Source organism: Nocardia colli (genome assembly GCF_008704205.1).
Classification (GTDB): Bacteria; Actinomycetota; Actinomycetes; order Mycobacteriales; family Mycobacteriaceae; genus Nocardia; species Nocardia colli.
Genome location: NZ_VXLC01000003.1, coordinates 335,421 through 360,089 on the forward strand (window position 1 = coordinate 335,421; position 24,669 = coordinate 360,089).

Annotated in this window: 18 protein-coding genes; 10 read left to right on the plus strand and 8 right to left on the minus strand. The window is 65.5% G+C overall.

Annotated features, from left to right (window positions below):
• Positions 1-494 precede the first annotated feature (494 nt).
• Positions 495-1,634: a beta-mannosidase gene (locus F3087_RS08310; protein ID WP_150401264.1), complete on the plus strand. Its 1,140-nt coding sequence runs from the start codon at positions 495-497 to the stop codon at positions 1,632-1,634.
• On the opposite strand, the gene F3087_RS08315 is transcribed toward F3087_RS08310, so the two are convergent.
• The 4 genes from F3087_RS08315 to F3087_RS08330 are packed head-to-tail and all read right to left on the minus strand — an operon-like array spanning position 1,635 to position 8,220.
• On the minus strand, positions 1,635-3,311 hold the full coding sequence (locus tag F3087_RS08315) for an ArnT family glycosyltransferase (RefSeq protein ID WP_223884917.1): 1,677 nt from the start codon (positions 3,309-3,311) through the stop codon (positions 1,635-1,637).
• Positions 3,308-4,777 (minus strand): glycosyltransferase, encoded by a 1,470-nt coding sequence (locus F3087_RS08320; RefSeq protein WP_150401265.1) that lies wholly within the window; start codon positions 4,775-4,777, stop codon positions 3,308-3,310. The genes F3087_RS08315 and F3087_RS08320 overlap by 4 nt, the downstream gene beginning before the upstream one ends.
• Complete coding sequence (locus tag F3087_RS08325; protein ID WP_150401266.1) at positions 4,774-6,273, minus strand: exosortase/archaeosortase family protein; 1,500 nt, start codon at positions 6,271-6,273, stop codon at positions 4,774-4,776. Before F3087_RS08325 ends, F3087_RS08320 begins: the two co-directional genes overlap by 4 nt.
• Positions 6,274-8,220, minus strand: coding sequence for a hypothetical protein (locus F3087_RS08330; RefSeq protein WP_150401267.1), 1,947 nt, complete (start codon positions 8,218-8,220; stop codon positions 6,274-6,276).
• A gap of 239 nt (positions 8,221-8,459) precedes the next feature.
• Here F3087_RS08330 and F3087_RS08335 point away from each other — a divergent pair, with 239 nt between their 5' ends.
• Entirely contained in the window at positions 8,460-10,388 is a 1,929-nt protein-coding gene (locus F3087_RS08335; RefSeq protein ID WP_150401268.1) for a M3 family metallopeptidase, read from the plus strand.
• Between the two features lie 19 nt (positions 10,389-10,407).
• Here F3087_RS08335 and F3087_RS08340 read toward each other — a convergent pair whose 3' ends face one another.
• A complete protein-coding gene (locus F3087_RS08340; protein WP_191093855.1) occupies positions 10,408-11,361 on the minus strand; it encodes an AraC family transcriptional regulator in 954 nt (317 codons plus the stop codon).
• A gap of 354 nt (positions 11,362-11,715) precedes the next feature.
• Between F3087_RS08340 and F3087_RS08345 the strand changes: the two genes are divergently transcribed.
• Positions 11,716-13,326 carry a DUF6119 family protein gene (locus F3087_RS08345; RefSeq protein WP_191093856.1) on the plus strand — a complete coding sequence of 537 codons (1,611 nt, stop codon included), beginning with the start codon at positions 11,716-11,718 and terminating at the stop codon, positions 13,324-13,326.
• 71 nt (positions 13,327-13,397) lie between these two features.
• Here F3087_RS08345 and F3087_RS08350 read toward each other — a convergent pair whose 3' ends face one another.
• The gene (locus F3087_RS08350) at positions 13,398-13,850 is read right to left on the minus strand and encodes a MarR family winged helix-turn-helix transcriptional regulator (RefSeq protein ID WP_150401271.1); all 453 of its coding nucleotides are present in this window, start codon (positions 13,848-13,850) and stop codon (positions 13,398-13,400) included.
• Between the two features lie 99 nt (positions 13,851-13,949).
• Here F3087_RS08350 and F3087_RS08355 point away from each other — a divergent pair, with 99 nt between their 5' ends.
• From F3087_RS08355 to F3087_RS08370, 4 genes are all read left to right on the plus strand, one after another.
• On the plus strand, positions 13,950-14,708 hold the full coding sequence (locus F3087_RS08355; protein WP_223885012.1) for a dioxygenase family protein: 759 nt from the start codon (positions 13,950-13,952) through the stop codon (positions 14,706-14,708).
• A 38-nt stretch (positions 14,709-14,746) separates the two neighbouring features.
• Entirely contained in the window at positions 14,747-15,307 is a 561-nt protein-coding gene (locus F3087_RS08360; RefSeq protein WP_223884918.1) for a DoxX family protein, read from the plus strand.
• Between the two features lie 162 nt (positions 15,308-15,469).
• On the plus strand, positions 15,470-16,789 hold the full coding sequence (secY, locus tag F3087_RS08365; protein WP_150401273.1) for a preprotein translocase subunit SecY: 1,320 nt from the start codon (positions 15,470-15,472) through the stop codon (positions 16,787-16,789).
• A gap of 2 nt (positions 16,790-16,791) precedes the next feature.
• A complete protein-coding gene (locus F3087_RS08370) occupies positions 16,792-17,727 on the plus strand; it encodes a response regulator (RefSeq protein WP_150401274.1) in 936 nt (311 codons plus the stop codon).
• Here the strand turns inward: F3087_RS08370 and F3087_RS08375 are convergent.
• Positions 17,694-19,133: a short-chain fatty acid transporter gene (locus F3087_RS08375; RefSeq protein WP_150401275.1), complete on the minus strand. Its 1,440-nt coding sequence runs from the start codon at positions 19,131-19,133 to the stop codon at positions 17,694-17,696. The genes F3087_RS08370 and F3087_RS08375 overlap by 34 nt on opposite strands.
• Before the next feature lie 286 nt (positions 19,134-19,419).
• On the opposite strand from F3087_RS08375, the gene F3087_RS08380 reads away from it, so the two are divergent.
• The 3 genes from F3087_RS08380 (at position 19,420) to F3087_RS08395 (ending at position 23,927) form a co-directional block, all read left to right on the plus strand.
• Positions 19,420-19,875, plus strand: a complete 456-nt coding sequence (locus tag F3087_RS08380) for a hypothetical protein (RefSeq protein ID WP_150401276.1) — start codon at positions 19,420-19,422, stop codon at positions 19,873-19,875.
• A gap of 101 nt (positions 19,876-19,976) precedes the next feature.
• Positions 19,977-22,448, plus strand: coding sequence for a tetratricopeptide repeat protein (locus tag F3087_RS08385; protein ID WP_150401277.1), 2,472 nt, complete (start codon positions 19,977-19,979; stop codon positions 22,446-22,448).
• Between the two features lie 345 nt (positions 22,449-22,793).
• A complete protein-coding gene (locus F3087_RS08395) occupies positions 22,794-23,927 on the plus strand; it encodes a glycoside hydrolase family 76 protein (RefSeq protein ID WP_317983913.1) in 1,134 nt (377 codons plus the stop codon).
• Here F3087_RS08395 and F3087_RS08400 read toward each other — a convergent pair.
• A complete protein-coding gene (locus F3087_RS08400; RefSeq protein ID WP_150401279.1) occupies positions 23,908-24,507 on the minus strand; it encodes a hypothetical protein in 600 nt (199 codons plus the stop codon). The genes F3087_RS08395 and F3087_RS08400 overlap by 20 nt on opposite strands.
• Between the last annotated feature and the right edge of the window lie 162 nt (positions 24,508-24,669).

Consider the following 24,669-nt stretch of genomic DNA (forward strand, 5'->3'; position numbering starts at 1 on the left):
CCAATGACATCGGAAGTTGGGGCTTGCCTGAGATCAACTTGTCCAGTTGGACGAATACCCCCCCCGAGTGGGGGGTGTCGCGGAAGGGCCAGAGCACGAAAGTAGTCGCAGGAAAACGGGTTTGGTGCATTGTCTGCGACAAAAGGTTCGGCGCGAGCCAGGGTGTCGTCGGTGGCGATCGGCCGGCCTTGTCGATGACTCGCGCGGGAGGCCCAGACGCCGCCTCGTCTTGAGCGAGGTTCGAGGCGGGCTCGGTGCAGAGGTTGCGATTCGGGACCGGCTGGCCGATCAAGGCGGCGGTCCGTTGCCCAGCGCCTAGGTTTTGCCGAGAAGCTTTACCTGGATGTGACTCGATCCGCCGCCTCGTCCGGGTCCCGGCGCACGGCGTGGTGCCGGGGTGAGTGCGGGTGCTGCGCGTAGCGTTAGCCCGGTGACCACGTGTAATGCGGAGGATTGCCCCGGTTTCACAGTCGGGTTCGGGCAGTAGGCGAGCGGTGACTGCCGAGCGAGTTCGCCTCGCCGCCCTGCTGGCGATCGCCGGTCTGGTCGCGGGCGGGTGTGCGGACGGGCCCTATCCGCGCCCCGACGAGCGCCCGCCGCGGGAGTCGCGTCCGGCCGCCGAGGCGGTCGTCACCGCCACGCCGCAGGGGTTGCGATTGCGGGGCGCGCCGTGGTGGCCCGCCGGATTCAACGCACCGCAGTTGGCGACGAACTGGTCGGTGAACTTCGGTTGTGGCGCGCAAACGGATCTGGACGGCTATTTCGGCGCGCTGCCGGCCAACTCGATGACCCGGTTCAATCTTTTCCAGGCATTGTCGATCAATAAGCGAACCGGCGCAATGGATTTCAGTGCGGCAGACGCGGTTTTCGCGGCGGCCGAAAAGTACGGGCAGATCGTGCTGCCGGTGCTTTCGCCGCAGGACGGCGGCTGCGCGGACGAGCAGTTCAAACAGCGGCAGTGGTACGTCAAGGGCTGGAGCACGCTCAATCCGGTGCACGGCCGGTCGGTGATGAGTTTCCGGGACTGGATCGAGCGGGCCGTGGATCGGTGGAAAAGCATTCCGGTGATCGCCGGGTGGGAACTCGTCGGCGAACCGGAGCCGAGCAATTGCACCGGCAATCACTGTGATCTGCCCGCCCGCACCTGCCCGCCGGATGCCGCGGCGGTGCTGCGCAAGTTCATGGATGATGCCGGAGCCATTGTGCGGGAACTGGATCCGCAGCGGCTGATCTACGCCGGGTTCGCGGGTGGTGGACAGTGCGGTACGCAAGGCGACGAGTTCCGCAAGGTCAGTGCGTCGCCGGGGATCGATGTCGTCGAGTATCACGACTACCTCCGGGACTCGCTGCCGGGAGATCAGTTCAACGGCTTGGGAGTTCGGTTGCGTCAGGCCGCCGAATTGGGAAAACCGTTGCTGGTGGCCGAGATCGGCGAGGAGGCCGGGTCCTGCGGCAGTCTCGAGGATCGTCGGGCGCATCTGGACGCGAAGTTCGTCGCGCAGCGGGCTGCGGGTACGGCGGGCGCGCTGATCTGGGCGTTCGTGCCCGATCCGCGACCCGATCAGTGCACCTTCGATGTCGGCACGGATGATCCGCTCTGGTCGCTGGCGGCCGAGCGGACGACCGTGGGGTGATCAGTCCGCGCCGAGGACTCGGTAAATGCGCCATTCCGGTTGGCCTGCGCCATCATTGGGTGCCTCCAGGGCCAATGTCGCGATACCGCTGCCGTTTTCGTACATGGTCGGATAACGCCGGTTGACCGCGTCGGAGGTGCCTCGTCCGGTGTTGGGCACCGCGAGAATGTATTTCACGCCGCGTTCGGCGGGCCGGTTGAGCACCCGTACGAAATCGCGATCCGAGGGGACGACGAACTGATCCGGCCGGTGTGAGGCGACCACGACGGCGAACCCGTACACGGTGTCCATCAGCACCGCGCCGCGCGGCAGGTCCATGGAATCCAGATAGTTCGCCAGTCGCCGCTCGGTACTGAAGGTCGCGGCGATTCTGCGCTCGTCGGCTCGGCGCTCGGATGCGTTGTCGGGATCCGGGAACAGCACCGCTCCGAGTGAGTACTCCTGGACCGAGATGGCGTGGCTCGACATTCCCCACGCGGTCAGCGGAACGGCGCCGGCGAGTAGTGCGAGCGTCAGCGCCATCCCGACTGCCGGTGCGCGCCAACCGGTTCGAACCCGATGCCGGCCGGTTGCCGGGCTCGTGTCCGTCGTCGCGGTCTGCGCGTGCCGGCCTGGACGACGGCTCGGCGGAAACCCGCGCACGGGCGAAACCTGTAGTGCCAGAACAGCAGCCAACGGAATGGCGGCAACGTAGAACCGCAGGAACGCGAACGTCGACCCGCTCAGATAGCTGAATGCCTGAAAAGCGAGCACCGAACCGCACAGCAGGATCGGCACCACCACCTGCGTATCACGCCTGCGCACGGCGAGCGCGGCGACGATCGGCACGAGCAGCGGCAGCGTCGGTCCGAGAATGAGCGTCGCGGCGGTCGAATACTCCAGCGCCGCAGTAGTTTCGGTCGCCGACGAGCTGGACTGCTGCAAGATCGACGAGTTCCCGTACTGCGAACTGAACTGCTGGAACGCCAACCCGGTGATCAACCAGCTGGTCGCCGCCCACACCACGAACGCGGCCGCGACGGGCAGCACGACGAGGATGAAATCCATGACGGAGCTGTGCCATCGGCCGGCTTCGCCGCGACAACGCCGGTAGGCGACCACGAAGACCAGCGCACCCGCGGCCGCCGCGGGCGCGAGCGCGTCGTACCGGGTCAGGTAGGCGAGCCCGAGCGCGATCCCGCACGCGGTCAGGTCATTCGCGTCATCGGTGCGCATCCAGCGGATGAGCCGCCGCAGTGCCCAGCAGAGGCAGAACAGGAACGGCGCCTCGCTCATCCCGTTGGCGCCGTAGAACACCACCATCGGGTTGAGCGCGAACAGCACGGCGACACCCCCGCTGAGCCACAGCGGCGCGCCGCGATCGGTGCCGATGCCGAACACCATCACCACCGCCCCGGCCATGAACAACGCCGACATCAGCACACCCGACAGCCCCCAGGTGGTGATGCCCGGAAACCACTGCGCCAGTGCGACCATCGGCAACTGCGCCAGCGAGGTCAACGGCGTGAAGACGAAGCCGATCGCCGACAGGTGCGGATCGCGGCTGAACAGCGTTGCCTGCGTGGCGGATACCCGGCTGAGCGCGTCGCCCATCAGGAACCCGTTGCCCGCGCTCAACCAGGTGCCCGCGGCGAGATACAGCAGCGTCGATGCGGCGAAGATCCAGCGCTCTCTCACTCGGCGGCCTCCTTGGTCCCGAGCCCGTGAAAGGTCTTCTCCCAGTAGGACGGATTGCGGACCAGCTGATAGCAGCCCTTGGCGGCGGCGATGCTCATCAGCAGCCAGTAGAACGGCACGGTCAGGCAGGCCACCAGCAGGTCCGATCGGTTGTTCTCCCGGCACGCGAGCAGGTTCATGTAGATGGTCGCCCCGTTGCCGAGGATCATCGCGATCAGCGAGGGAAAGTAGATCGCGGCGGGGAAGAGCTGACCGATCACCGCGGGCTGACCGAGGATCCAGGACAGGGTGATGAACCAGAACGCCAGGTTCAGGCAGGCGATGATCGGTGTGCCCGCGAGGATCAGGGTGAACCGGATGAAGCTGACCGTGCCGATGCTGCGCCACAACCGGATCGGGCGCCGGGTATGCACCAGCCAGGTCTGTAGGTAGCCCTTGTACCAGCGGGATCGCTGGCGAACCCAGTTGATCGGGTCCGGGTTGGCCTCTTCGAGGGTGGTCGAGTCGATCACCGCGGTCCGGTAGCCCGACACCGCGATGCGCACGCCCAGATCGGCATCCTCGGTGACGTTGTAGGGATCCCAGGCGCCGATGTCGGTGACCACGTCGCGCTTGAAGTGATTCGACGTGCCGCCCAACGGAATCGGCGCCTTGCTGCGCATGAGCCCCGGCAGCAGGAACCCGAACCACAGTCCGTAGTCCGCGGTGAACCAGGCGGTGAGCAGATTCTGGCGGCCGTTGTGGAAGGCCAGCTTGGCTTGGATGCACACGACTTCCGGCGGTAGCTCCGCGAAAGCCGCGACCACGCGCCGCAATTGGAGCGGATCGGGGATGTCCTCGGCGTCGTAGATGGTGACGATGTCGCCGGTGGCCAGATGCAGTCCGTAGTTACAGGCCTTGGGCTTGGTCCGCGGTTGTGCCTCCGGCACGAGGACAATGGTGACGTGGTCGACGCTGGCCAGGGTGCCGATGCCGGCCCGCCGGGCGGCCTCGATGGTGGGGGAGTCGTCCTCCTCCAGCAGGAGCAGCACCTGCAACCGGTCCTTGGGATAGTCGAGCGCGGTCATCGCGCCGATCAGGTCGCCGACCACCTCGGGTTCGCCGTATGCGGGAACGAGAATCGTGTAGGGCGGTAGCTCGGCATCGGTGAGTGCGCGCGCCCGCGCGTCGCTGACGGTCATGATCGCGTCCCTGGCCATGCCGCGCTGGAAGATCAGCACCCGGTCGCCCATCGCGGCGAGATAGCCGAGCGTGCACAGGGCGACGAGCACGACGCAGGTTCCCATCGGGAAGAACACGGCGCACACCACGACCAGTAGCACGAGCCCCAGCGCGGTATTGCGTTGCCACGGCAGGAAAGCCACCGAGGCCGAGGCCAGCGGATCGGATTCACGCAGCCCGTGCACCGCCGAATGCAGTGCGCGCGCACTGTCCCAACCCGGCTGGGGCGCTTCGTCGATCGTCATGCTTTCCCCGCTCCCGCCACGATCGCCCGGGCGACCGAGAGCAGCATGTCCTGGTCCTTGTGTTCGGCGTCGGAGTCGACGTCCGCGGATTCCGAGTCCAGGACAACGGCTTTGCCGCGCAGGAACTGATGCAGGAAGTTCTCGAAGATGCCGAGCATCGACGGCTGCGGCGGCGGGAACGCGGCGTCGGACTCGTGATTGTCCGCCGCGATCAGGCTGATCCGCTCGGAACCGCCTGCGCCGCTCCAATTCCAGGTCAGCCAGGTCCAGCTGAGCAGGCGACGATCGTCGAGGACGGTATTGAGGCGGGCGGTGATGCCGTGGCCGAGGTCGATCCGGGCCGGCGGGCTGATCCGCGGCTGCGGCATGTTGTAGAGGACGAATTCGGGATATCGGTCGATCGCGTACTGATCCTCGGCGCGCACGGTGTCGACGACGATGCGACGACGTCGAGATTCGTTGTCCCACAGCGGGTTGTGCTGGTCGGCGCGGATCATCCGGCGGCTCATCGAGGTGCCCTGCCCGAAGTAGTGCTGCGCCCACGGATATTGCCGCTCGCTGAGCTGACTCCAGCCGGGCGGCACGGTATGTGGCTGCGTGAGCACGAGTCCGGGCATGACCGGGAAGGTGCGGTCGTAGTCCGGGGGGATCGGAATGATCATGATCAAGAGCGCGGCGACGGTCACGGTGGCCGCCGCCGCCCAGGCCTGCGGGGCGGTGAGCGGATCCAGTTCGCGGTCCAGCGGTTTGAGCGATGTTCCGCGCCGGCGCCGCCAGTCCACGTACATCACCGCGGCCACGATCAGCACCGCGACCACCGACGGAATCGCCTGGTAGACGAGCACTCGTGCCGACGGCCACCGGATGCGCAGCACCACCAGGACCGCGCAGCCGACGGCGAACGCGAGGCCCGCGCCGACCCACGCACGGGTTCGGGTGCGGCCCACCGCGATCGCGGCGGCGAACGCGGCAAACAACAGCATGGTCGCGCCCGCCGCGACGCTGCCGCCGCCGATGATGACGCGCATCGCTCGGTACGGCGGCGGGAACGCGGCCAGCAGGAGCAGCCAGCACGGCCAGTACCGGGTGACCGGGCGCAGACCGAACAGCAGCACGCACGCGGACAGGACGAACAACCACGCCGCCAGCAGGTCCAGGTGCAGCATCTCGTACAGGTAGCGATAGCGGGGCGTCAGCAAACCCAGTGTGCAAGCGGACAATCCGAGTCCGATCAGGCCGACGATGAGGTCGGTCTGCCGGTCGTGGATGGGCAGTTCGGCCCCGCGGCGCAGGGTCAGTCCGATCGCCGAGAAGATCGCCAGCACCGGTAGGACGAACACGAAGCCGATGCTCGAACCGGTCCAGGTGTCGTGCACCAGCCGCACCCAGGTGGTCCAGAACGCGGCGGCGGTCGCCAGCAGGATCAGCACGATCCGCGCCGTGATTCTGGTGACAGTTCCGCGGACGTGTCCGCGGGCCGCCGTGCCGGTGGACATCTACCGCCTGCCGCGCCGCAGCAGGAGGATCAGGCCGATCAGGAGTCCGAGTAGCACTACTGCCGCTCCGGCCGCGGTGAGAATCTTTGCCAGAGAAGTCATTTCGGAGCTGTCCGAGGTTTTCGGGGCCGCGGTGGCCGGATCGAGGAACTCCGGTGTTCGATCACCTGCCTGGAAGAGCACGGCACCGTGCAGCCGAGACCATCGGTTCGGATCGGCATTGAGCCAGCCGAGTACCCGGTCCAGGCGCTCTGGCGTATCGCTCGAAGAGCCGACGACGACGGTCCGTCCACCGGACCAGGTGCTCTGCAACGACGCGAACGGAGTCGCCGGGTCGGTGGTGATCTTGCTGATCGTCTTGCCGTCGTCGCCGGTCAACGCCAGGCCCGCGTCGGTCTGGCGCAGGGGCAGCCGGATCGATTCCGGCACATCGCCGTTCGCGGCGATCAGCACCGCAGGCGACTTGCTCGCGACCGCCTGATCGAAGGTGACCAGTTCGGGGCGGAGCGGGATGCTGGTCAACCGCTGGAGTCCGGTCAGCACCGTCACCGCGCGCACGGTGTCCGCGAAACCCGGTGTGCGCAAACCGATCTGTACCTCGGGGAGCAAGGCCTGTGGCAGCGCGCCGAAGCCGCCGGGGATCGGCGGTGTCGAGACGTTGCTGGTGACTTCGCTGCTCGGCTCGATGGTCAGCGTCAGCGGCGCTTCCAGTCCACAGCCATGGGTGAGGCCTGCCTGCTGGAGCGTCACCGACAGCGTGGTGAATCGGCCGAGGATCGAGTTCGGGATGGAGATCCACCGATCGAACCGGCCCGATCCGTCTACTGGCCAGCTGTCGATATAGGTCGTTCCCGTGCTCACGGTGAGCTGACCGTTGAGGGTGTCCGGCAGCGGGGTGTAGCTGCCGCGCAATCGAACTCGCACATCCTTCGACGGGCGGCCGAGGCGCGACTGATCGATGCCGACATCGACCCGCACCGGGCCGATCGCCGTCGCGCTGAGCTGGGTCTGGCCGAGTGCGCCGAGTGTCGTGCTGTCCGGGGCGATCTGGGGTGCGGGCGGCAGCGCCACCGCCGTCGCGGCCGAGGAGATCGCCACCTTGGCCAAATCGCTGACCAGCAAACGCATCTGATCCGGCAGGGTCTTGTCGGTCCCGTTGATCGTCAGCACCGGCGTCGGTCCGGTCGCCAAACGCAATGCCGCATCGGCCGATTCGCCGATGACCACTTGGCGCTCGAGGAACCCCGGCGGGTGGTCCGGGACCGTCGACCCCGGCTGCACCGCCCGGACATCCACCGCCACCGGCTGATTGCCGTAGCGGGCGATCACCGCGGTGGTCAGCGACATCGCCGCGGCGCTCTCCACCTTGCTCGGACTGGCAGGCAGGTAGACGGTCAGCTTTTCCAGTACCGGCGGCAGGAAGTCGGCGACCGTCGTCGGCTGCTGTTCCTCGCCGTTGTAAACGACCGCGGCCTCGGTCAGCGTCAATGGCCGCCCCAGCCAGTCGACGACGCACGCGCCGGCCTCGGAGATGAGCGACGACGTGACCGTCACCGCGATCGCGTTGTCGACGATCTCGGCACCGGCCAGCGACAACCGGATCGGCCCGCGCGGCACCAGCGGAAGCTCGATCCGGTCGATGAGCCGCTCACCCGAATGCACCTCCAACGACCCGCGCGCCACATGCGGCGGAAGTTGAATCGTGCCGATCAGCGCGGTCGGCGCCAGACCGGGCAACACTGGAATGTTCACCGAGACCTGATGCTCGGCGCCGGGGAAGGCCAACGAGGTCCCGAGCCCGAGCGACGGCAACCCGAGCGGCACATCACGCGGCTCGGCCTTCGCGATCGGCGCCGCCGACAGCGCCACCGCCGCGGCGACCACCGCCACCGACCGCCGCCATCCCGGTAGTCGACGCGTAACGCCGGAGTCTGCACGCAAGGTCATGAGCCGTCTCCCTGGTGTCAACCGCGGCTACAGACCTGGCCCGGACCAGCCAGCACCGCGCGAGCGAATCCTGGACCTACCGCTGAAATTCTAGGATGGACCTGCGTTGATGTGTCTACGACATGCCAGGATCAGTTGCTGATTCGATGTCCAGCAACCATCTGACCGGCTGGTTTGGTGCAACCTTGCGGGCGAATTCCGCTCCGGGGGCACTGTCGCGGCCGAGTTACTGTCGAGGAATGAGTCCGCAGCCGCTTGCCCTGCCCGCCGACGACTGGTCCGACTGGCTCTCCGGTTATGTACGCGACCGGCTGGAGACCGTCGCGGAGACGTTGGCGCGGCTCGGAGATGGTCGCCCGCGTGATACCGCCGAAGTGCTCGGCTTGTGGAACGACGCGGACATCGCACTGCGCGGTGCCGACTCCGCTGCCTTGTTGTTCGTCGAGGTGCATCCCGATTCCGATGTGCGGCGGCGTGGTGAGGAACTGGTTCAGCAGGTGGATCGGGTCCGGACCGAGCGCGACCTCGATCGCGCGCTCTACGAGGTGGTCGCGGCCACCGACACGACGGATCTGGACGAGGCGGCCGTGCGCATGCGCGAGCACGTGCTGCGCGACTTCCGGCGCGGCGGTGTGGACCGCGACGATCGGACCCGCGCCCGGCTGCGAGAGATCGCCGAGCGTCTCACCGTGCTAGACCAGGATTTCGGCCGAGCCATCCGCGACGACGTCCGCGCGATTCGCCTCGCCCCCGAGCAGCTGGATGGGCTGCCCGCCGACTTCATCGCGGCACATCCGCCCGCCGAGGACGGACTGATCGCGGTCACCACCGACTACCCGGACTACCGCCCGTTTCGGGCCTACGCCCGCGATGCCGATGCCCGCCGCAGCCTCACGATCGAGTTCGAGAGCCGGGGCTGGCCCACCAATGACGCTGTCCTGCACGAGATGTTCGACCTTCGGCACGAGAAGGCTCAGCTCGTCGGCTACGACAACTGGCCCGATTACGACGCGGCGGTCAAGATGGTCGGCACCGGCGACGCCATCGCCGAGTTCATCGAGCGGATCTCGACCGCCGCGGCCGCCGCCGGCCGGCGCGACCTGGACGCCGTGCTCGCGCGACGACGTGAGGACGACCCCGCGGGCACTATCGACCGCTCCGGCATCAGTTACTACACCGAGCTGATCCGGCGCGAACAATTCGACGTCGATGCCAGGGAAGTACGCCGGTACTTCGATTTCACCCGGGTGCGGGCCGGTCTGCTCGACGTCACCGGGCGGCTGTTCGGGCTGGAGTATCGGCAGGTCGATGTTCCACGCTGGCACGCGGACGTCACCGCCTACGACGTGTATGTGGACGGGGAACGGCGCGGCCGGATCTATCTCGACCTGCATCCGCGCGAAGGCAAGTACAAGCATGCCGCGCAATTCGACCTCGTCAGCGGGGTCACCGGCCGACTGCTGCCCGAGGGGGTGCTGGTGTGCAACTTCTCCCGCGGGCTGATGGAACACCAGGACGTGGTCACGCTGTTCCACGAATTCGGGCACCTGATCCATCATGTGCTCGGCGGGCGACAGGAGTGGACGCGGTTCTCCGGAGTCGCCACCGAGTGGGACTTCGTCGAGGCGCCGTCCCAGATGCTCGAGGAATGGGCTTGGGACGCTTCGATTCTCGGCACCTTCGCCCTCGACGAGACTGGCACCGCCATCCCGGCCGAGCTGGTGGCACGGATGCGGGCGGCGAAGGACTTCGGCAAGGGCATGGCCGTCCAGACCCAGGTCGGCTACACCGCGGTGTCGTATCTGCTGCATCGCGACCGGCCCGGCGATCACACCGAAGCGGTCTCGGCCGCGATGGAACGCTACGGCGTGCTCCCCGCGCTGCCCGGCACCCACTTCCAGGCGTCGTTCGGCCACCTCGCGGGTTACACCTCCGCGTACTACACGTACCTGTGGAGCCTGGTCATCGCCAAAGACCTGTTCTCCGCCTTCGATCCCGCTGACCTGTTCGATCCCACAGTGGCCCACCGATACCGCGACCTGATCCTCGCCCCCGGCGGTTCCCAAGACGCAGCCGACCTGGTCGCCACCTTCCTCGGCCGCCCCTTCACCTTCGAGGCCTTCGCCGCATGGCTGGACCGCGCCCCGGTCCCGCAGTCGACTCGGTAAGTACAAGCAGCGACTCGTGCTACTTGCGGCGGTAGGCCATGCGTACCTGGCTCGGTTGGATTCCATACCGCTTTTCGAACGCGTCTCTGAATGCGCTCAGTGACCTGAAACCGGACTCGAAAGCGATGGAATCAACGGTGCTGACATTGAGTGGATCCTGAAGTCGCCGCCGTGCTTGCTGGAGTCTGGCCTCGCGGATGAGCCGTGCCGGTGGAGTGTTGGTCGTACGTAGTGCGAGTTCGAGCTGGCGTCGTGAGCAGCCGAGATGATCAGCCACTGACAGCGGGGTGATGGTGGGGTCGTCGGAATACTTTCGGACATAGGTTGCGGCGTCCTTCGCAATCGATGCGAGACGATCCTGATGCGGCGCTTGTCGTTCGTGAATGGATTTGCCCAGTAGGTCGACGAGTCGTCCAGAGATCTCCACGAACTCCCATTCGGACATTGTCTCGCGGTGGAGGGCAAGTTCCCTCGTCATGGCGCGCACCGTGCCGAGGATTGCGCTCTGCGGATCGAGCGTCAGCGGTACGCCGCAGTTGTCGAGCTCGGGCGGAATATCCTCTGCGGGAACGGTGAGAATCCAAGCGTGGGCGTTGTCTTCATGTGCCAAGCTCAGCGGGCGATCCAAGGAAACCATGCCCATCTGCCCGGGTGTCAGTAAGGCGGCCTCCTCACCTTGAGCGAGTGCGATCCGCCCTTGTAGCGGAATCACCAGTCGCGCACTCCGATCATCGTCTTCGCGGACATGAGCGGCGGTCCGTACATAGCGGATGCGCCTCGATTCGAACTCGACCAGTTGGTATGGGCCGCAACGTTGGACCTCGGTCTGGCCGACGAAATCTCGATGTTCGCCGAAATCGAACCTCAATTCGCCGTGGTTCATACGAACATGACGTATCCAATAGTCTGGTCGGTCCGTGTCGGAGACATGAAGCGTTGAGAAAGTTTGTCTCTGATACTCCAGGTCGGCCACGCAGCTCCCTCTCATGCGTAAATCCGGAGTGAAGTGTACGCAGATCCGGTCGCGCCGAATCTGGTTCTCCCCCTAGCCTTTGCGTGAAAGTACCAATAGCACATCGGCTTGATGTGCCGCAAGAAGAAGTATTTTCGATAGGAAGGAAGAGTTCTTGCCCATGCAGTCCAGGTCGCCTCTTGACGGAAGATCGCTGAGAGTGTGCCATGAATCTAGTGCGAGTTCCGTCGAATTGGACAAGCGACTAGTAGGGTTGTCGGGCGCTGGCGGCACATCGAGGTTGACGATGAACCCCTGCTACCCGAAATGGCGATCATTCAGGTTGTCCCTCTGCGGTGTGGAGGTGGAGCTGTCATGCGAGTGACCGTATATCTGCTGCGAGAGCACGCGCGGCTCTCTGAAGAGGTCTTGCGACAACCTAATGGGTATAAGGAACGACCACTGATACCCGCCGAGGATGGCGTGCGGTGGCGACTGTTCGTATATCAAGGAAGTGATAAGCCGGTCTGCTGGCACGATTATCTCGTCCCGCTGCTTGACCACACCGATGGTGACGAGCCGATTACGGGCCGGTCCGCCGGTGCGGTGCTGATCGTAGAGGCGCACGCTCGACTTTTTGCGATCACTTTCGGCTACGGATTCCAGGCGATCGAGAAGTCCTTGATAGAACACGACTTCGGATTGAAGGTCGCGGCAAATTCGATAAATCCCGACCGGGTCAACCTCGCAGACACGCGGGGGCTCGGAAAGGGGCGGCGCAATGCAAGTAGTCGGTTGCCGACCCCGAATGAGGCATTCGCGCTGGGACTGCTGACCGATGAGGAATGGATCCGCAGGTTCGGCGGCGAAGTGAAGATCCCAGGTTTCGCCAAGACTGTGAACGGTTCCGATGCCCTGCAGTTGAATGTAGACAGCTTCGACTTCACTGCACTTTCGGGCAAGCTGGGAAAGGTGTTGGAGCTCTACGGATCTGATGACTACACGTCGATATTTCCGTTCCTGGACTACTTTCGTCGCGAAACCGACAAAGAGAAGATCGCCGAGCTGGACACTCAAATCACCACCGCTATGCGTGACAGAGACCCCGAGATCGGGTTCGCGCTCCCGGACGACTCGGATCTCGCCGCAGACTGGTTCAGGCTCTCCCGCCGTCGTACAGGGGGGATGGTGGCAGAACTACTGGCAGACGATGTCTACTCCGCGATCGATGGCGTCGATGGGTGGTCCGATCCCCTGAACGCGGTCAAGGTTCAGGCATTCGACCTCGGCGGGGAGCCGATCAATGAGAAGGAGCCTTTACGGAACTACGTGGTCGGTTCTGCCAAGAGCATCCTGAATGGCCGTGCCCAAGACTACGCACTCACTGCAGGGACCTGGATCCGGATCAACAACGACTACGTCGATCTGGTGAACCGATACATGCGCGACAGCATCTTAGATATGACTGAGGATCTGCACCTGCCGGCATGGGACGACCAATTCCTGCTCGACAACGTGCCGGGAAAGTACGGCGAGGAACGTTATAACAACTGGTTGGGTCAGAAACTTCCAGACGCGATCGTCCTGGATCGACAGCTCTATCGCGGCCGGCCTGGGGTCAAGATCGAGGTTTGTGACGTACTGACCCGGGACAAGAAGTTGCTGTGTGTCAAGCGGATGGATGGTTCCGACAAGATGAGCCATCTGTTCCAGCAGGGTTCGGTGTCGGCACGGATGTTGTTGGACGACAACGACTATCGAGAGAAGGTTATGGACGATCTGCGTCGTTTGGACCCTTCGGCCGAATTCGGTTCGGCCAGTGAATGGACGGTGGTCTACGCGATCGCAACCAGTAAGAAGGGGAATCTCGAGGACATCATGTACTTCTTCTCTCGGGCCGCTCTGAAGATGCACGGCGAAGCCATCGGGAGTCGGGGCTTCAAGGTTGCGATCGCAAAGATCAGGCACGCTGCAATCGCCAAGTGAGTTGATTGCCGGATCGGTCGACGCTGTCGGTCCAGGCCTCGGAATGTCTCTTCAACGGGTGCGGGACTTGGTCAGCGAAGTTTCCTGGCGACTTCGCCGAGGCCGTCGGCGATGGCGGTGACCTGTTCGGGGGTGAGGACGTCGATGAGGAGGTTGCGGACCAGGGTTACGTGGCCGGGGGCGGCGGATTCGAGTTTGCGGAGGCCGGCGGGGGTGAGGGTGGCGATGATGCCGCGGGGGTCGTCGGGGGCAGGGCTGCGGCGGACGAAGCCGGCCTTGGTCAGCTGGTCGATCTGGTAGGTGAGGCCGCTCTTCGAGGTGATCAGGGCGTCGGAGAGTTCGGTCATCCGCAGGCTGCGGCCGGGGGCTCGTTCCAGCCGGACGAGCACCTCGTACTGGGCGTGCGACAGGTGGGCGTCGTCCTTGAGCTGCTGCTCGATTCGGCGATTCAGCAGGGCCGTCGCGGCGAGGAACGCGTGCCAGGCGCGCATCTCCTCGTCGTCAAGCCAGCGCGGTTCGGTCATTGGACCACCTTACCGGGGTTGTTCAAATTCGAACAATAATCTACGATCGGGTGGAAGTTCAAATTTGAACTACCGGAAGGAGTGGTGAGACCGATGCGCATGCCGGTTGTCTACCTGTCGCACGGCGCTCCGCCGCTGGCCGATGATCCGATCTGGCCGGGCCAGCTCGCCGCATGGTCGGCGGAGCTGCCGAAACCCGAAGCGGTGCTGATGATTTCGGCGCACTGGGAGGACGCGCCGTTGGCCATCGGGGCGACCACCACTATCCCGCTGGTGTACGACTTCTGGGGCTTCCCGCAGCACTACTACGACGTGACCTACCCCGCGCCGGGCGCGCCGGAGCTGGCCGAGGACGTGCGGAAATTGCTGCGCCGACCTGGCATGTCGGTGCAGGACGTGCCCGATCGGGGACTCGACCACGGCGCGTACGTGCCGATGGTGGAGATGTATCCCGATGCCGACGTGCCGGTTTTGCAGATGTCCATGCCGACCCTCGACCCGGCGAGCCTGATGGACATCGGCCGCAAGCTCGCGCCGCTGCGCGACCAGGGCGTACTGATCGTCGGCAGCGGCTTCTTCACGCACAATCTGCGCGCACTGAACGACGACGGATCGGTGCACCCGGTGATGGCCGAATTCGACGAATGGGGCCGGCGCGCGCTCGACGCAGCCGACGTCGACGCCCTGCTCGACTTCGAACACAAAGCTCCCGCAGCACAATTGGCGCACCCGCGCACCGAACACTTCGCGCCGCTGTTCGTTTCGCTCGGCGCGGCCGACGCCGACCTGGCTACCCAACGCAGCGTGATCGACGGCTTCTGGCTCGGCCTGGCCAAACGCTCCCTTCAATTCGGCTGAACCCGGTCGAGCTCACCCCACCGAAAGGAACACCTGAGATGAGTTACACCGCAACGACTTCGCCGACCGAGGCCGCTCCGGCGCCGGTCGAGACCACGGGCCATGCCGCCACCCCGCACGCCTACGACGCCGGACTGCTCCTGCTGCGCATCGCGGTCGGGCTGACCATGGCCGCGCACGGTGCGCAGAAGCTGTTCGGTTCGTTCGGCGGCGGGGGACTGGAGGGGACCGGAAAGTTCTTCACCAGCAAGGGATATCCGGCCGGTGAGGCGATGGCGCTGGTCGCCGGTGTAACCGAGACGTTCGGCGGGCTCGCGCTCGCGATCGGCCTGCTCACCCCGCTGGCGGGCGCGGCCGTGGTCGGTACGCTGCTGAATGCGATCGTGGTCAAGGGAACCGGTGCGTTCTTCGCGCCCAAGGGGATCGAGTACGAGCTGATCCTCACCGCGGCCGCCGCGTCGATCGCGCTGACCGGTCCCGGACGCTATGCCGTCGACCGCTTCGTCCCGGTATTGCGCTCGCACCGCCTGGTTTACGGGCTCGCGGCGATCGTGCTCGCGCTGCTCACCGCGGGTGCTGTGCTGCTGGTGCGCACCTAGACCACTCGATTCCCCCGATCGGGGGAGCACGAAATCCGACTCACGGGCGACGTGGACGCGTACCGATGATCCGTACCGTCGAAGGCCCTTGACCGGCGCTTTTCCCCTTGCTTGCCATGGGGATTCGCCTGGTCCAACCGCGTCGTTCGTCTGGAGGATTTTGTGTTTTCCGCCGTGGTATCGGCCTGTCGGGCCCCGGATCTACGGCGGAAGATCCTCTGCACCTTGGGTTTACTCGCGCTGTATCGACTCGGCGCGGCGCTGCCGTCACCCGGGGTCGACTACCGGTCGGTGCGCGAGTGCATCGCGATCGTCTCCGGTGGTGAATCGGCCGGCATCTACCAGCTGATCAACCTGTTCTCCGGCGGAGCGATGCTGCACCTTTCGGTGTTCGCGATCGGCATCACGCCGTACATCACCGCGGGCATCATCATCCAGCTGCTGACCGTCGTGATCCCGCGGTTCGAGGAGTTGCGCAAGGAGGGGCAGACCGGGCAGGCGAAGATGACGCAGTACACCCGTTATCTGTCGATGGCACTCGCGGTTCTGCAGGCCTCGACGCTGGTCGCGCTGGCCGCGCGGGGTCAATTGCTGCGCGGGTGTCCCAAGGACATCCTGTCCGACACGTCGCTGTTCGGGATGATCATCATCGTGCTCGTGCTGACCGCGGGTGCGGCGCTGGTCATGTGGTTCGGCGAGTTGATCACCGAGCGGGGCATCGGCAACGGCATGTCGTTGCTGATCTTCACCGGCATCGCGGCGCAGCTCCCGAGCCAGGGGACGGCGATCCTGAACAGCCGGGGCGGGTTGATCTTCGCCGGCGTGTGCGTGGCGGTGTTCGTGGTGATCGTCGGGGTGATCTTCGTCGAGCAGGGGCAGCGGCGGATTCCGGTGCAGTACGCCAAGCGGGTGGTCGGGCGGAAGATGTACGGAGGCTCGTCGACGTATCTGCCGCTGAAGGTGAATCAGGCGGGCGTTATCCCGGTGATCTTCGCGTCCTCGCTGCTGTATCTGCCGCAACTGCTGGTGCAACTGACGCAACACAGCTCGGGCCCGCAGGCCAAGTGGCAGGAGTTGATCCAGAAGTACCTGGTGAACCCCGGCAGCCCGGCGTACGTCGCGATCTACTTCGCGATGATCGTGTTCTTCACCTACTTCTACGTCGCGGTCACGTTCAACCCGCAGGAACGCGCGGACGAGATGCGCAAATTCGGCGGGTTCATGCCCGGCTACCGGCCGGGAAAGCCGACGGCGGACTACCTGAGTTATGTGCTCAGCCGGATCACCCTGCCCGGCGCCGTCTACCTCGGTGCGGTGGCGGTGCTGCCGAACCTGCTGCTGGGCGCCGGTTCCTCCGGTCCGACGGCGGGTCTTGCGTTCGGTGGTACCTCCGCGCTTATCGTGGTGAGCGTCGGACTGGATACGATCAAACAGCTCGAGAGCCAAGTGATGAACAAGAACTACGAAGGGTTCCTGCGCTGACGATGAACTCACGGTCGGACTCGGCGTCGAATCACCCGCTGCTCAAGGTAGCTTCGTCATTCGTCCTCGCTATCACCGCGGCGACGCTGTCGGTGACCGGCGTGCCCAGCGCCACCGCCTCGGCGAGCAGCACGGTCGAAACGCATCAGCCCATCGATTGCGACCGGCATTTCGATCGGTCGCAGACCGACACCGATTCGACGTCGCGGGCGACGATTTCGGTATTGCTGGCCGACAATCACGCGGTATTCCGTTCAGGCCTGCGGGCGGCGATCGGCACCCAGCCGGACATCGAATGCGTCGCGGAGGTCGATCACGGGGTTGCCGCGATCAGGGAAATCGAACGGCTGCGGCCCGACGTCGCGCTGCTCGACCTCGACATGCCCGGTATCGACGGCCCGGCCACCATCGACGCGTTCGCGGCGCTCGGTGGCGCCACCCGAATCCTGACGCTCACCAGCTCGGATACCGACGAAAACCTCTATCGCGCACTGTGTCTCGGCGCATCCGGGTTCCTGGTGAAAACGCTGCCGTCGACCGGCTTGATCTCCGCCATCCGGATGGCGGCGCGCGGGGACGCGCTGATCGATCCGAGCCTGACCCGTCGCCTCGTCACCCGCCTGGCCACCGGCATCGAGCCGTTCCCGGCCGCGCCGGAGGTCGAAACCCTCACTGCCCGTGAGCATCAGGTGCTGATGCTCATCGCGAGGGCGTACACGAACCCGGAGATCGCCGAGGCGCTCGGCGTCGGCGAACAGACGGTGAAGACGCACGTCTCGAATGTGCTGGCCAAGTTGGGTGTTCGCGATCGGGTGCACGCGGCGGTCTACGCGCACACCCGTCGCATCGTTTCGCAGGAAGCGCCGGATACGTTCCCGCGCTACGACCTTCGCGGCGGTTCAGCTCACGGCGCGGCCGGCATGATCGGCGGGACGTAGTCGAAGGTCAATCCGAGTAGCCACACGAGCAGCAGAATCACCGGCAGGTGAAAAATGAACTGCAGGAACGTGAATCCGACCAGATCGCGCGCCCGTAGTTTGAGCACCGCGAGCAGCGGCAGCATGAAGAACGGATTGATCAGCGTGGGCAGCGCCTCGGCCACGTTGTAGATCTGCACCGTCCAGCCGAGGTTCATGTGCACGTCGTTCGCCGACTGCATCACGTACGGCGCTTCGACCAGCCACTTTCCGCCGCCGGACGGGACGAAGATGCCGAGCACCACGGTGTAGATGGCGATCACGATGGCAAAGCTGCCGCCGCCACCGATACTGGTGAAGAACTCCGCGAGATGATGCGAAACGGTGAATCCGCCCCGGCCTTTCGCCTTGGTGAGGACCGCGGCCATGGCGGCGTACAGCGGGAACTGGACGAGGATGCCCGCCGTGGCCGGCACCGCGAGGGTGACCGCCTGGAGGAACTTGCGCGGCGTTCCTTGCAGCACCAGGCCGAGGATCAGGAAGACGAGCAGGTAATTGTTCAGGCTGCTGACCACGGTGAGCACGGGCTTGTCCAGCAGCTGAAAGATCAACCAGGCCAACGTCAGCAGGCCGGCCAGGATCGGCAGGATGTGGCTGTATTCGAGCCATTCGCCGGGCCGGGAGCGCGGCGTCACCTCTTCGGGCTGGTCGTCGAGATCGACCTCCAGGATCTCGGCGGTCTTGATCGCCTCGCCCTTCGGCGCCGAGAGGTGCGCGATCACCGCGGTCAGCGCCATGAGGATGACGCACATGAGCAGGGACTGCCAGGTGAAGATGGTGCGCCCGAAGTCGAGCACGCCGGTGATCTTCAGCAGGGCCGGCGGTAGCGAGCCGGCGGTGGCCTGTAGCTGCGCGGCCGAGGACGAAAGGCCAAGTGCCCAAACGCCGCCCAGCCCCATGAAGGCCGCCGCGCCGAGTGCGCGATAGTCCACGCGCAGGTCGGTTCGCCGCGCGATCGCCCGGCAGAGCAGGCCGCCGAAGACCAGGCTCAGGCCCCAGTTCAGAAACGAAATCGACATGGAAAGCAGCGCAACGAAACTCACCGCGCCGGCCGCTGATTGGGGCATCACGGCGAGCCGGTCGATCAGCCGGGCGACCGGTGGAGATGTGGCGACGACATAGCCGGTGAGCACCACCATGGTCATCTGCAAGGTGAACGCGGTCAGATCCCAGAAGCCGTCACCGAACGCGGTGGCGACCGTTTTCGGCGACGATCCGTTGGCGAACGCGGCGAGCGCCACGATGAATACCCCAGCTAACGCGAAGACATAAGCGTCCGGGAACCACTTCTCCGTCCACCGTGCGAGCGACTGCGCGATCCGCGCCAGTCCCGTTTCGGAGCTTGCTTCTTCAATCGTGGACGTCATCGGAGTTGTTCCTCTACCTTCCAAACGCTGCCCGCACGCGTGTGACCCACCGCACACGGGTTCGGTTGGTCAGTATTGGTGCCCACCTGTGCGCAGACAAGGGGGAAATGCGCAGGTGCCATCTGCGAAACTGCAGAAACCGCCGATGGTCTGGGCACACGAGGGTCCATCGATGCCCAAAATGTCTGGCATGCCCGAAAGTTTGTGTGGCATGGATGCCATCGGATGTCTTCCCGTGTGGCAGTCTAGTCCGCAAGATCGGTTGGGGATGTGAGGAGGTCGGTCTGTGGATCCGGTGACGATCGTGGCTACGGCGGTGGCGGTGGGTGCCGCCGCGGGGGTGACGGATACCGCCAAGCAGTCGGTGAGCGATGCGTACGCTGCGTTGAAGCGGCTGCTCGGTAGTCGCTTTCGCGGTGTCGATGTCGGTGCGGTGGAGGATGCGCCGGAGTCGGCCGATGCACGGGAAGCGTTGGCCGATGAGCTGGCAGCGCAGGGTGCCGGCGCGGATACCGAATTGCTCGCCGCGGCAGAAGCATTGATCGGCTTGGCACGCGTGCAGGCCGCTGAGGTCGTCGCGGTGGTCGGCGTGGATCTGTCACAGTTCGAGGCGAATTCGCTGCGGATTGCCGACGTCGCGTCGTCCGGCAGCGGAGTGCGGGTGCGGGACGCGCAGCTGGCCGGGGATATCGATATCTCGAATGTACGTGCGGGGCAGGGGGAGTCACCCCACCCTCAGTAGGCGCGGGGGCTGGTTCTGCGGCCGCGCAGACCTTCGGGCAGGTGTCGTTCGCGCATGTCCAAGCGGGCAACATCACGGTCGCCACCACGATCAATCAGGTCGTGCCGCCACCGGTCGGCCAGGTGGTGGTCGGGCAGATTCCGCGGCGGCCGCGCTGTTTTGTGGACCGGACGGAGCTGGCCGAGTTACGTTCCGTGCTGAACGGGGAGCCGGTGGTGGTGACCGGGATGCGCGGAGTGGGCAAGACCCAACTGGCCGCCGCGCTGGCTCGTGACGACATCGACAGCGGGACAGAGTTGGTGGGGTGGGTCGACGCGGAGACCCTGGAAACCGCCTGCGCCGGTTTGGCCGAGATCGCCGAGCGGCTGGGAGTCGCTGACCCGGAAGGGGATTCGGCGGTGTCGGCGCGGCGGCTGCGCGATTGTCTGGCCGGGCGTCGTCAGGCGGGCCTGCTGGTGTTCGACAATGTTGTCGATCCCGACGCGATCCGGCCACTGCTGCCGATCGCCGGCGGTACGCGGGTATTGATCACCAGCACCAATCGCGACTGCGATGCTTTGGGCCGGTCCGTCGACCTCGGCAGCTACACCCGTCAGCAATCGGTGCACTACCTCACCCAGGCCACGGGGCGACCCGACGTGGCGGACGCCGGTCTGGTCGCCGCCGCCCTCGGTGATCTGCCGCTGGCTTTGTCCTGTGCGGCCGCGACGATTACCGGTCGCCGACTCGACTACGCCCGGTACCGCGACTTGCTCGGGCAGCGGACACTGCCAGAGGTGTTGGAGCGCAAGGCCGGTCACGAATATCCGCGGTCGGTGGTGCAGGCGATCCTGCTGTCGGTCGACGCCGTCGAAGCGCGCACCGGTCGCGACGATCGCGACGACCCGGTGCTGTGGCTGCTGGCCGCGATGTCGATGCTTTCCCCGGCCGGCGTACGACGTTCGATCCTGCCCGATCTCGACGGCCGTCTCGACGAGGCGCTGGAGCGGTGCGTCACGGGATCGCTGCTGTCCTGGTCGGCGGACGGTGATGCGGTGATCATGCACCGGCTGGTGGCCCGGGTGTTCCGCGAACGCGCCCAATCCGACGGTGTGGCAGGTGATTTCGTGTTCGCCGGGCTGGCCGTGGTCGGACCGCTGCTGACCGATGGCCGCGAGGTGTGGGCACGGCGGTACGAAGGCTTCCATGTCGTCGACCAGATCCACGCGATCTGGAACACCGGCTTGCCCGAGACGATGGACGGCGCACTGCTCGCGCAATTATTCGCGACCCGGGCGTGGGCCGTCGTCCAGTTGACCGAGGCGGCGGACTTCGCCCGCGCGTTGATCGCCGCGCACGACACGGTCATCGATTGCGGGCGGATTCTGGGTCCGGATCATCCGGACACGCTCATATCCCGTAGCAATCTTGCTCGTGTCCATGAATCGGCCGGGCGTCTCGACAAAGCTATTCCGCTGTATGAAGCCGTCCTGGCAGATTGCGAGCGTGTCCACGGCCCGGACCACCCCGGTACCCTGATCACCCGCCACAACCTCGCGGTCGCCTACACAACAGCGCAGCTGTTCGACAAGGCGATCCCTTTGTACCAGGCCATACTCACCGATTACGAGCGGGTCTTGGGCCACGGCCACCCGAACATTCACCTGGCGCGCATCCATCTCGCCAATGCGTACGGGGCGGCGAACCGACCCGACGAGGCCATACCTCTTTGCGAGACCACCCTCGCCGAACACGAACAGGCCTTGGGTGCGATGCACCCCGACACGCTATCCGCGCGACACGCTCTCGCCGCCGCTTATGCGTCGGCGGGACGTTTCGATGAGGCCATACCCCTGTTCGAAACCACGCTTGCCGACAGCGAACAAGTTCTGGGCGCGGATCACCCCGACACTCTGTCCGCGAGCAGCGACCTCGCCGACGTCTATCATTCGGTTGGCCGGTTCGAGCCGGCCATCGGAATTCTCGAGCCGACGCTGACCACGTACGAGCAGGTCCTCGGTCCGGATCACCCGCGCACCCTGATCGCCCACAACAATCTCGCCGCGGCTTACCAATCAGTGGGGCAGCTCGAAAGGGCTACGCGCATCCACGAGACCACTCTCGCCAGCCGCGAACGGGTGCTCGGTCCCGACCACCCGCACACTCTGATTTCCCGCAACAACCTGGCGGGCGCCTACGCGGTGGCCGGTGAGTTCGACCGTGCCATACCGCTTCTGGAGTCGGCCTTCGCGGCCCGTGAACGAGTCCTGGGCCCGCGGCACCCTGCCACCTTGCTCGCGCGCAACAACCTAGCCGAGCTCTATCAATCGGCAGGTCAGCTCGCCCGGGCAATCTCCTTTCTGGAAAACACACTCAGCGACTACACGCAGCTCTTCGGTCCCGATAACCCCCACGTTCTGATCGCCCGCAATAACCTTGCCGCCGCCTATCATTCGTCAGGCCGGTTCGATGAGGCGATAAAGCTTTTCGAGACGATGCTCGCTGCCTTCGAACGGACCCAGGGTCCGGACCATCCGATCACCGCCGCGGCACGCAGAAACCTCATCCAATTGCGCGAGTCCAAGTTCGAATGATGTGTCGTGTACGTAGTCGAATGCGGCAGTCTGTGGATTACCGTGGGGTTTTCGGCGCGGAGGGCGCTGCCGATTCGGTCGGTTCGGAAGTCTTCAGTCATGGGCGGCAATCGCGATGTCGTGGCGGATTCTTGTCATGGTGGCGTGGGTTTTGCTCTGGTCGGGACGATGGGTCCAACGTATCGGCAGGTGCGTCTGTTGACGGCGCGCGATTTGGTGGAGTGCGTTCCGGGTTCGTGTGGGGATAGCGGATAGAGTCGCCGGGCGAAGGAGGTCGGGTCGATGTATCGCGGTCGAACTGGGGTGAGCAGGCGGACGGTGCTCTGGGCAGGTGGGGTGGGGGCTGTGGTAGCCGCATTGCCGGTGTCGGCGTCTGCCGCGCCGGAGGGGCCGACGACCGTGGCGGAGTCTGCGCGGCGGGCTTGGCTTGCGGAGCAGGCGGTTGTGGCTCGGCATGTGCTGGCGGTGTGGGGTTTGCCGGGGACGTTGCTCGGGGTGATCGCGTGGCCGCCGTCGCCGTTGGAAGAGGTGTTCGAGGAGTGGGACTATTGGTTTCAGGCCCACCTTGTGGATTGCGCTATCGATGCCGCGTTGCGGGCGCCGGCGCCTGAGCGGCGGGATCGAGTTGCCGCTCTCGTCCGGGGCATTCGCACTCGCAACTTCACCGGCTGGACGAACCAGTATTACGACGATATGACCTGGCTTCTGCTGGCGCTCGAAAGAGCCGATCGCACACTCGGCGTCAGGTTTCCCGACGGCATCGATGCCTTGCGTGCGGCATCCGCAGAGAGCTGGGAACCGGAGGTCGGTGCGGTGCGCTGGCGTGTTGGTTCCGACTACTACAACGCGTGCACGAACGCCCCGACCGGTATTGCGCTGGCCCGTTTCGGTAACCTATCCCGCGCCGGCCAGCTCGCCGATTTCGTCGATACTCGATTGCGCGACAACAACTCCGGCTTGATCGTCGATGGCCTCCACGAACCGGGCGTTCGGCTCGAGACCGCTGTCTACAGCTACAACCAGGGCACCGCAATCGGCCTGGAGGCCGAATTGTCGGCGCGCACAGGCACTCCCGAATACCGCCGCCGAGCAACCGCGTTGATCGTGGCGACCAGCAAAGGTATGACCGACAACGGCGTCATCAACGGCGCGGGCGGTGGCGACGGCGGCCTGTTCATGGGCATCCTCGCTCGCTACCTCGCTCTGGCCGCAATCACCTTGCGCGACACCACCGCTGCTCAGATCGTCCACACCTCTGCCCAAGCCGCGTGGGCAAACCGCACCGACGTCAACGGCTTACCCCTGTTCGGTGCCGACTGGTCGACCCCGGCCACCGTCCCTGACCAACCCGAAGACCGAATACGACTGTCCAACGGCCGAATAGCCGCTTCCGCAACCCCGAACCGAGACCTCTCCGTGCAACTCAGCGGCTGGATGCTCCTCGAAGCCGACCACCAGCTCACCATCGCCGGCCTCTAGCGGCGAGACTCCGGGCGGGCAGCAGCAGGCGATCCAGGAGGAACACCGCGGCGGCCATCAGCAGGGCAGCGTCGAGGTAGTGGCAAGCCATGGCGCCGAGATAGGTCGGCCCACCCCAGGCGTTGGCGGTGAAGTTGGGATCGAGGCCGCCGAGGACTTGCATGCCGATTCGGAACGGGCTGTAGATCAGCAGAGCGATCGGCAGGAAGCCGAGGATCAGGCGCAGCAGGGCGGTCGGATGGTTCAGGATCGACCGGAGGGTGCGGGTGAGGCGTTGCGCCGCGGTGGTACTGAGCGGCGAGCGCAGCATGGCGATGAATGCCGGTGTGCCGCGTCTGCGTAGCACGACGACGGTGAAAGCGATGGTCGCGGCCAGCAGGAATGCATGTATTCCCCACGCCCCCGTGCCGCTCACCTGGGTTTCATGTTCCGGGGAGCGGTTGAGGTAGATCAGACCACCGGCCGCGATACCTGCCGTCAGGGAGACCGCAGCGATGACGAGCAGTGGTCGCGATAGCTGGGACCGGATGTGGTCGGCGGCGAGGTTGCGTGCTCGAGATCCCGTGTCGTAGGCGTTCATATCTCAAGCCTCGCCCGCTGACCTGGGCGTTGTCGTCATCCTCGGGCCGCGAGCTGCGCGCCCGCTCCGGGTGGACCCGACGGGGAGTATCCGACTTGCGGATGATTCGCGGCCTCGACCTCGGGGCGATGCATGCGCGCTATCGGGCCGATTACCGTCTGC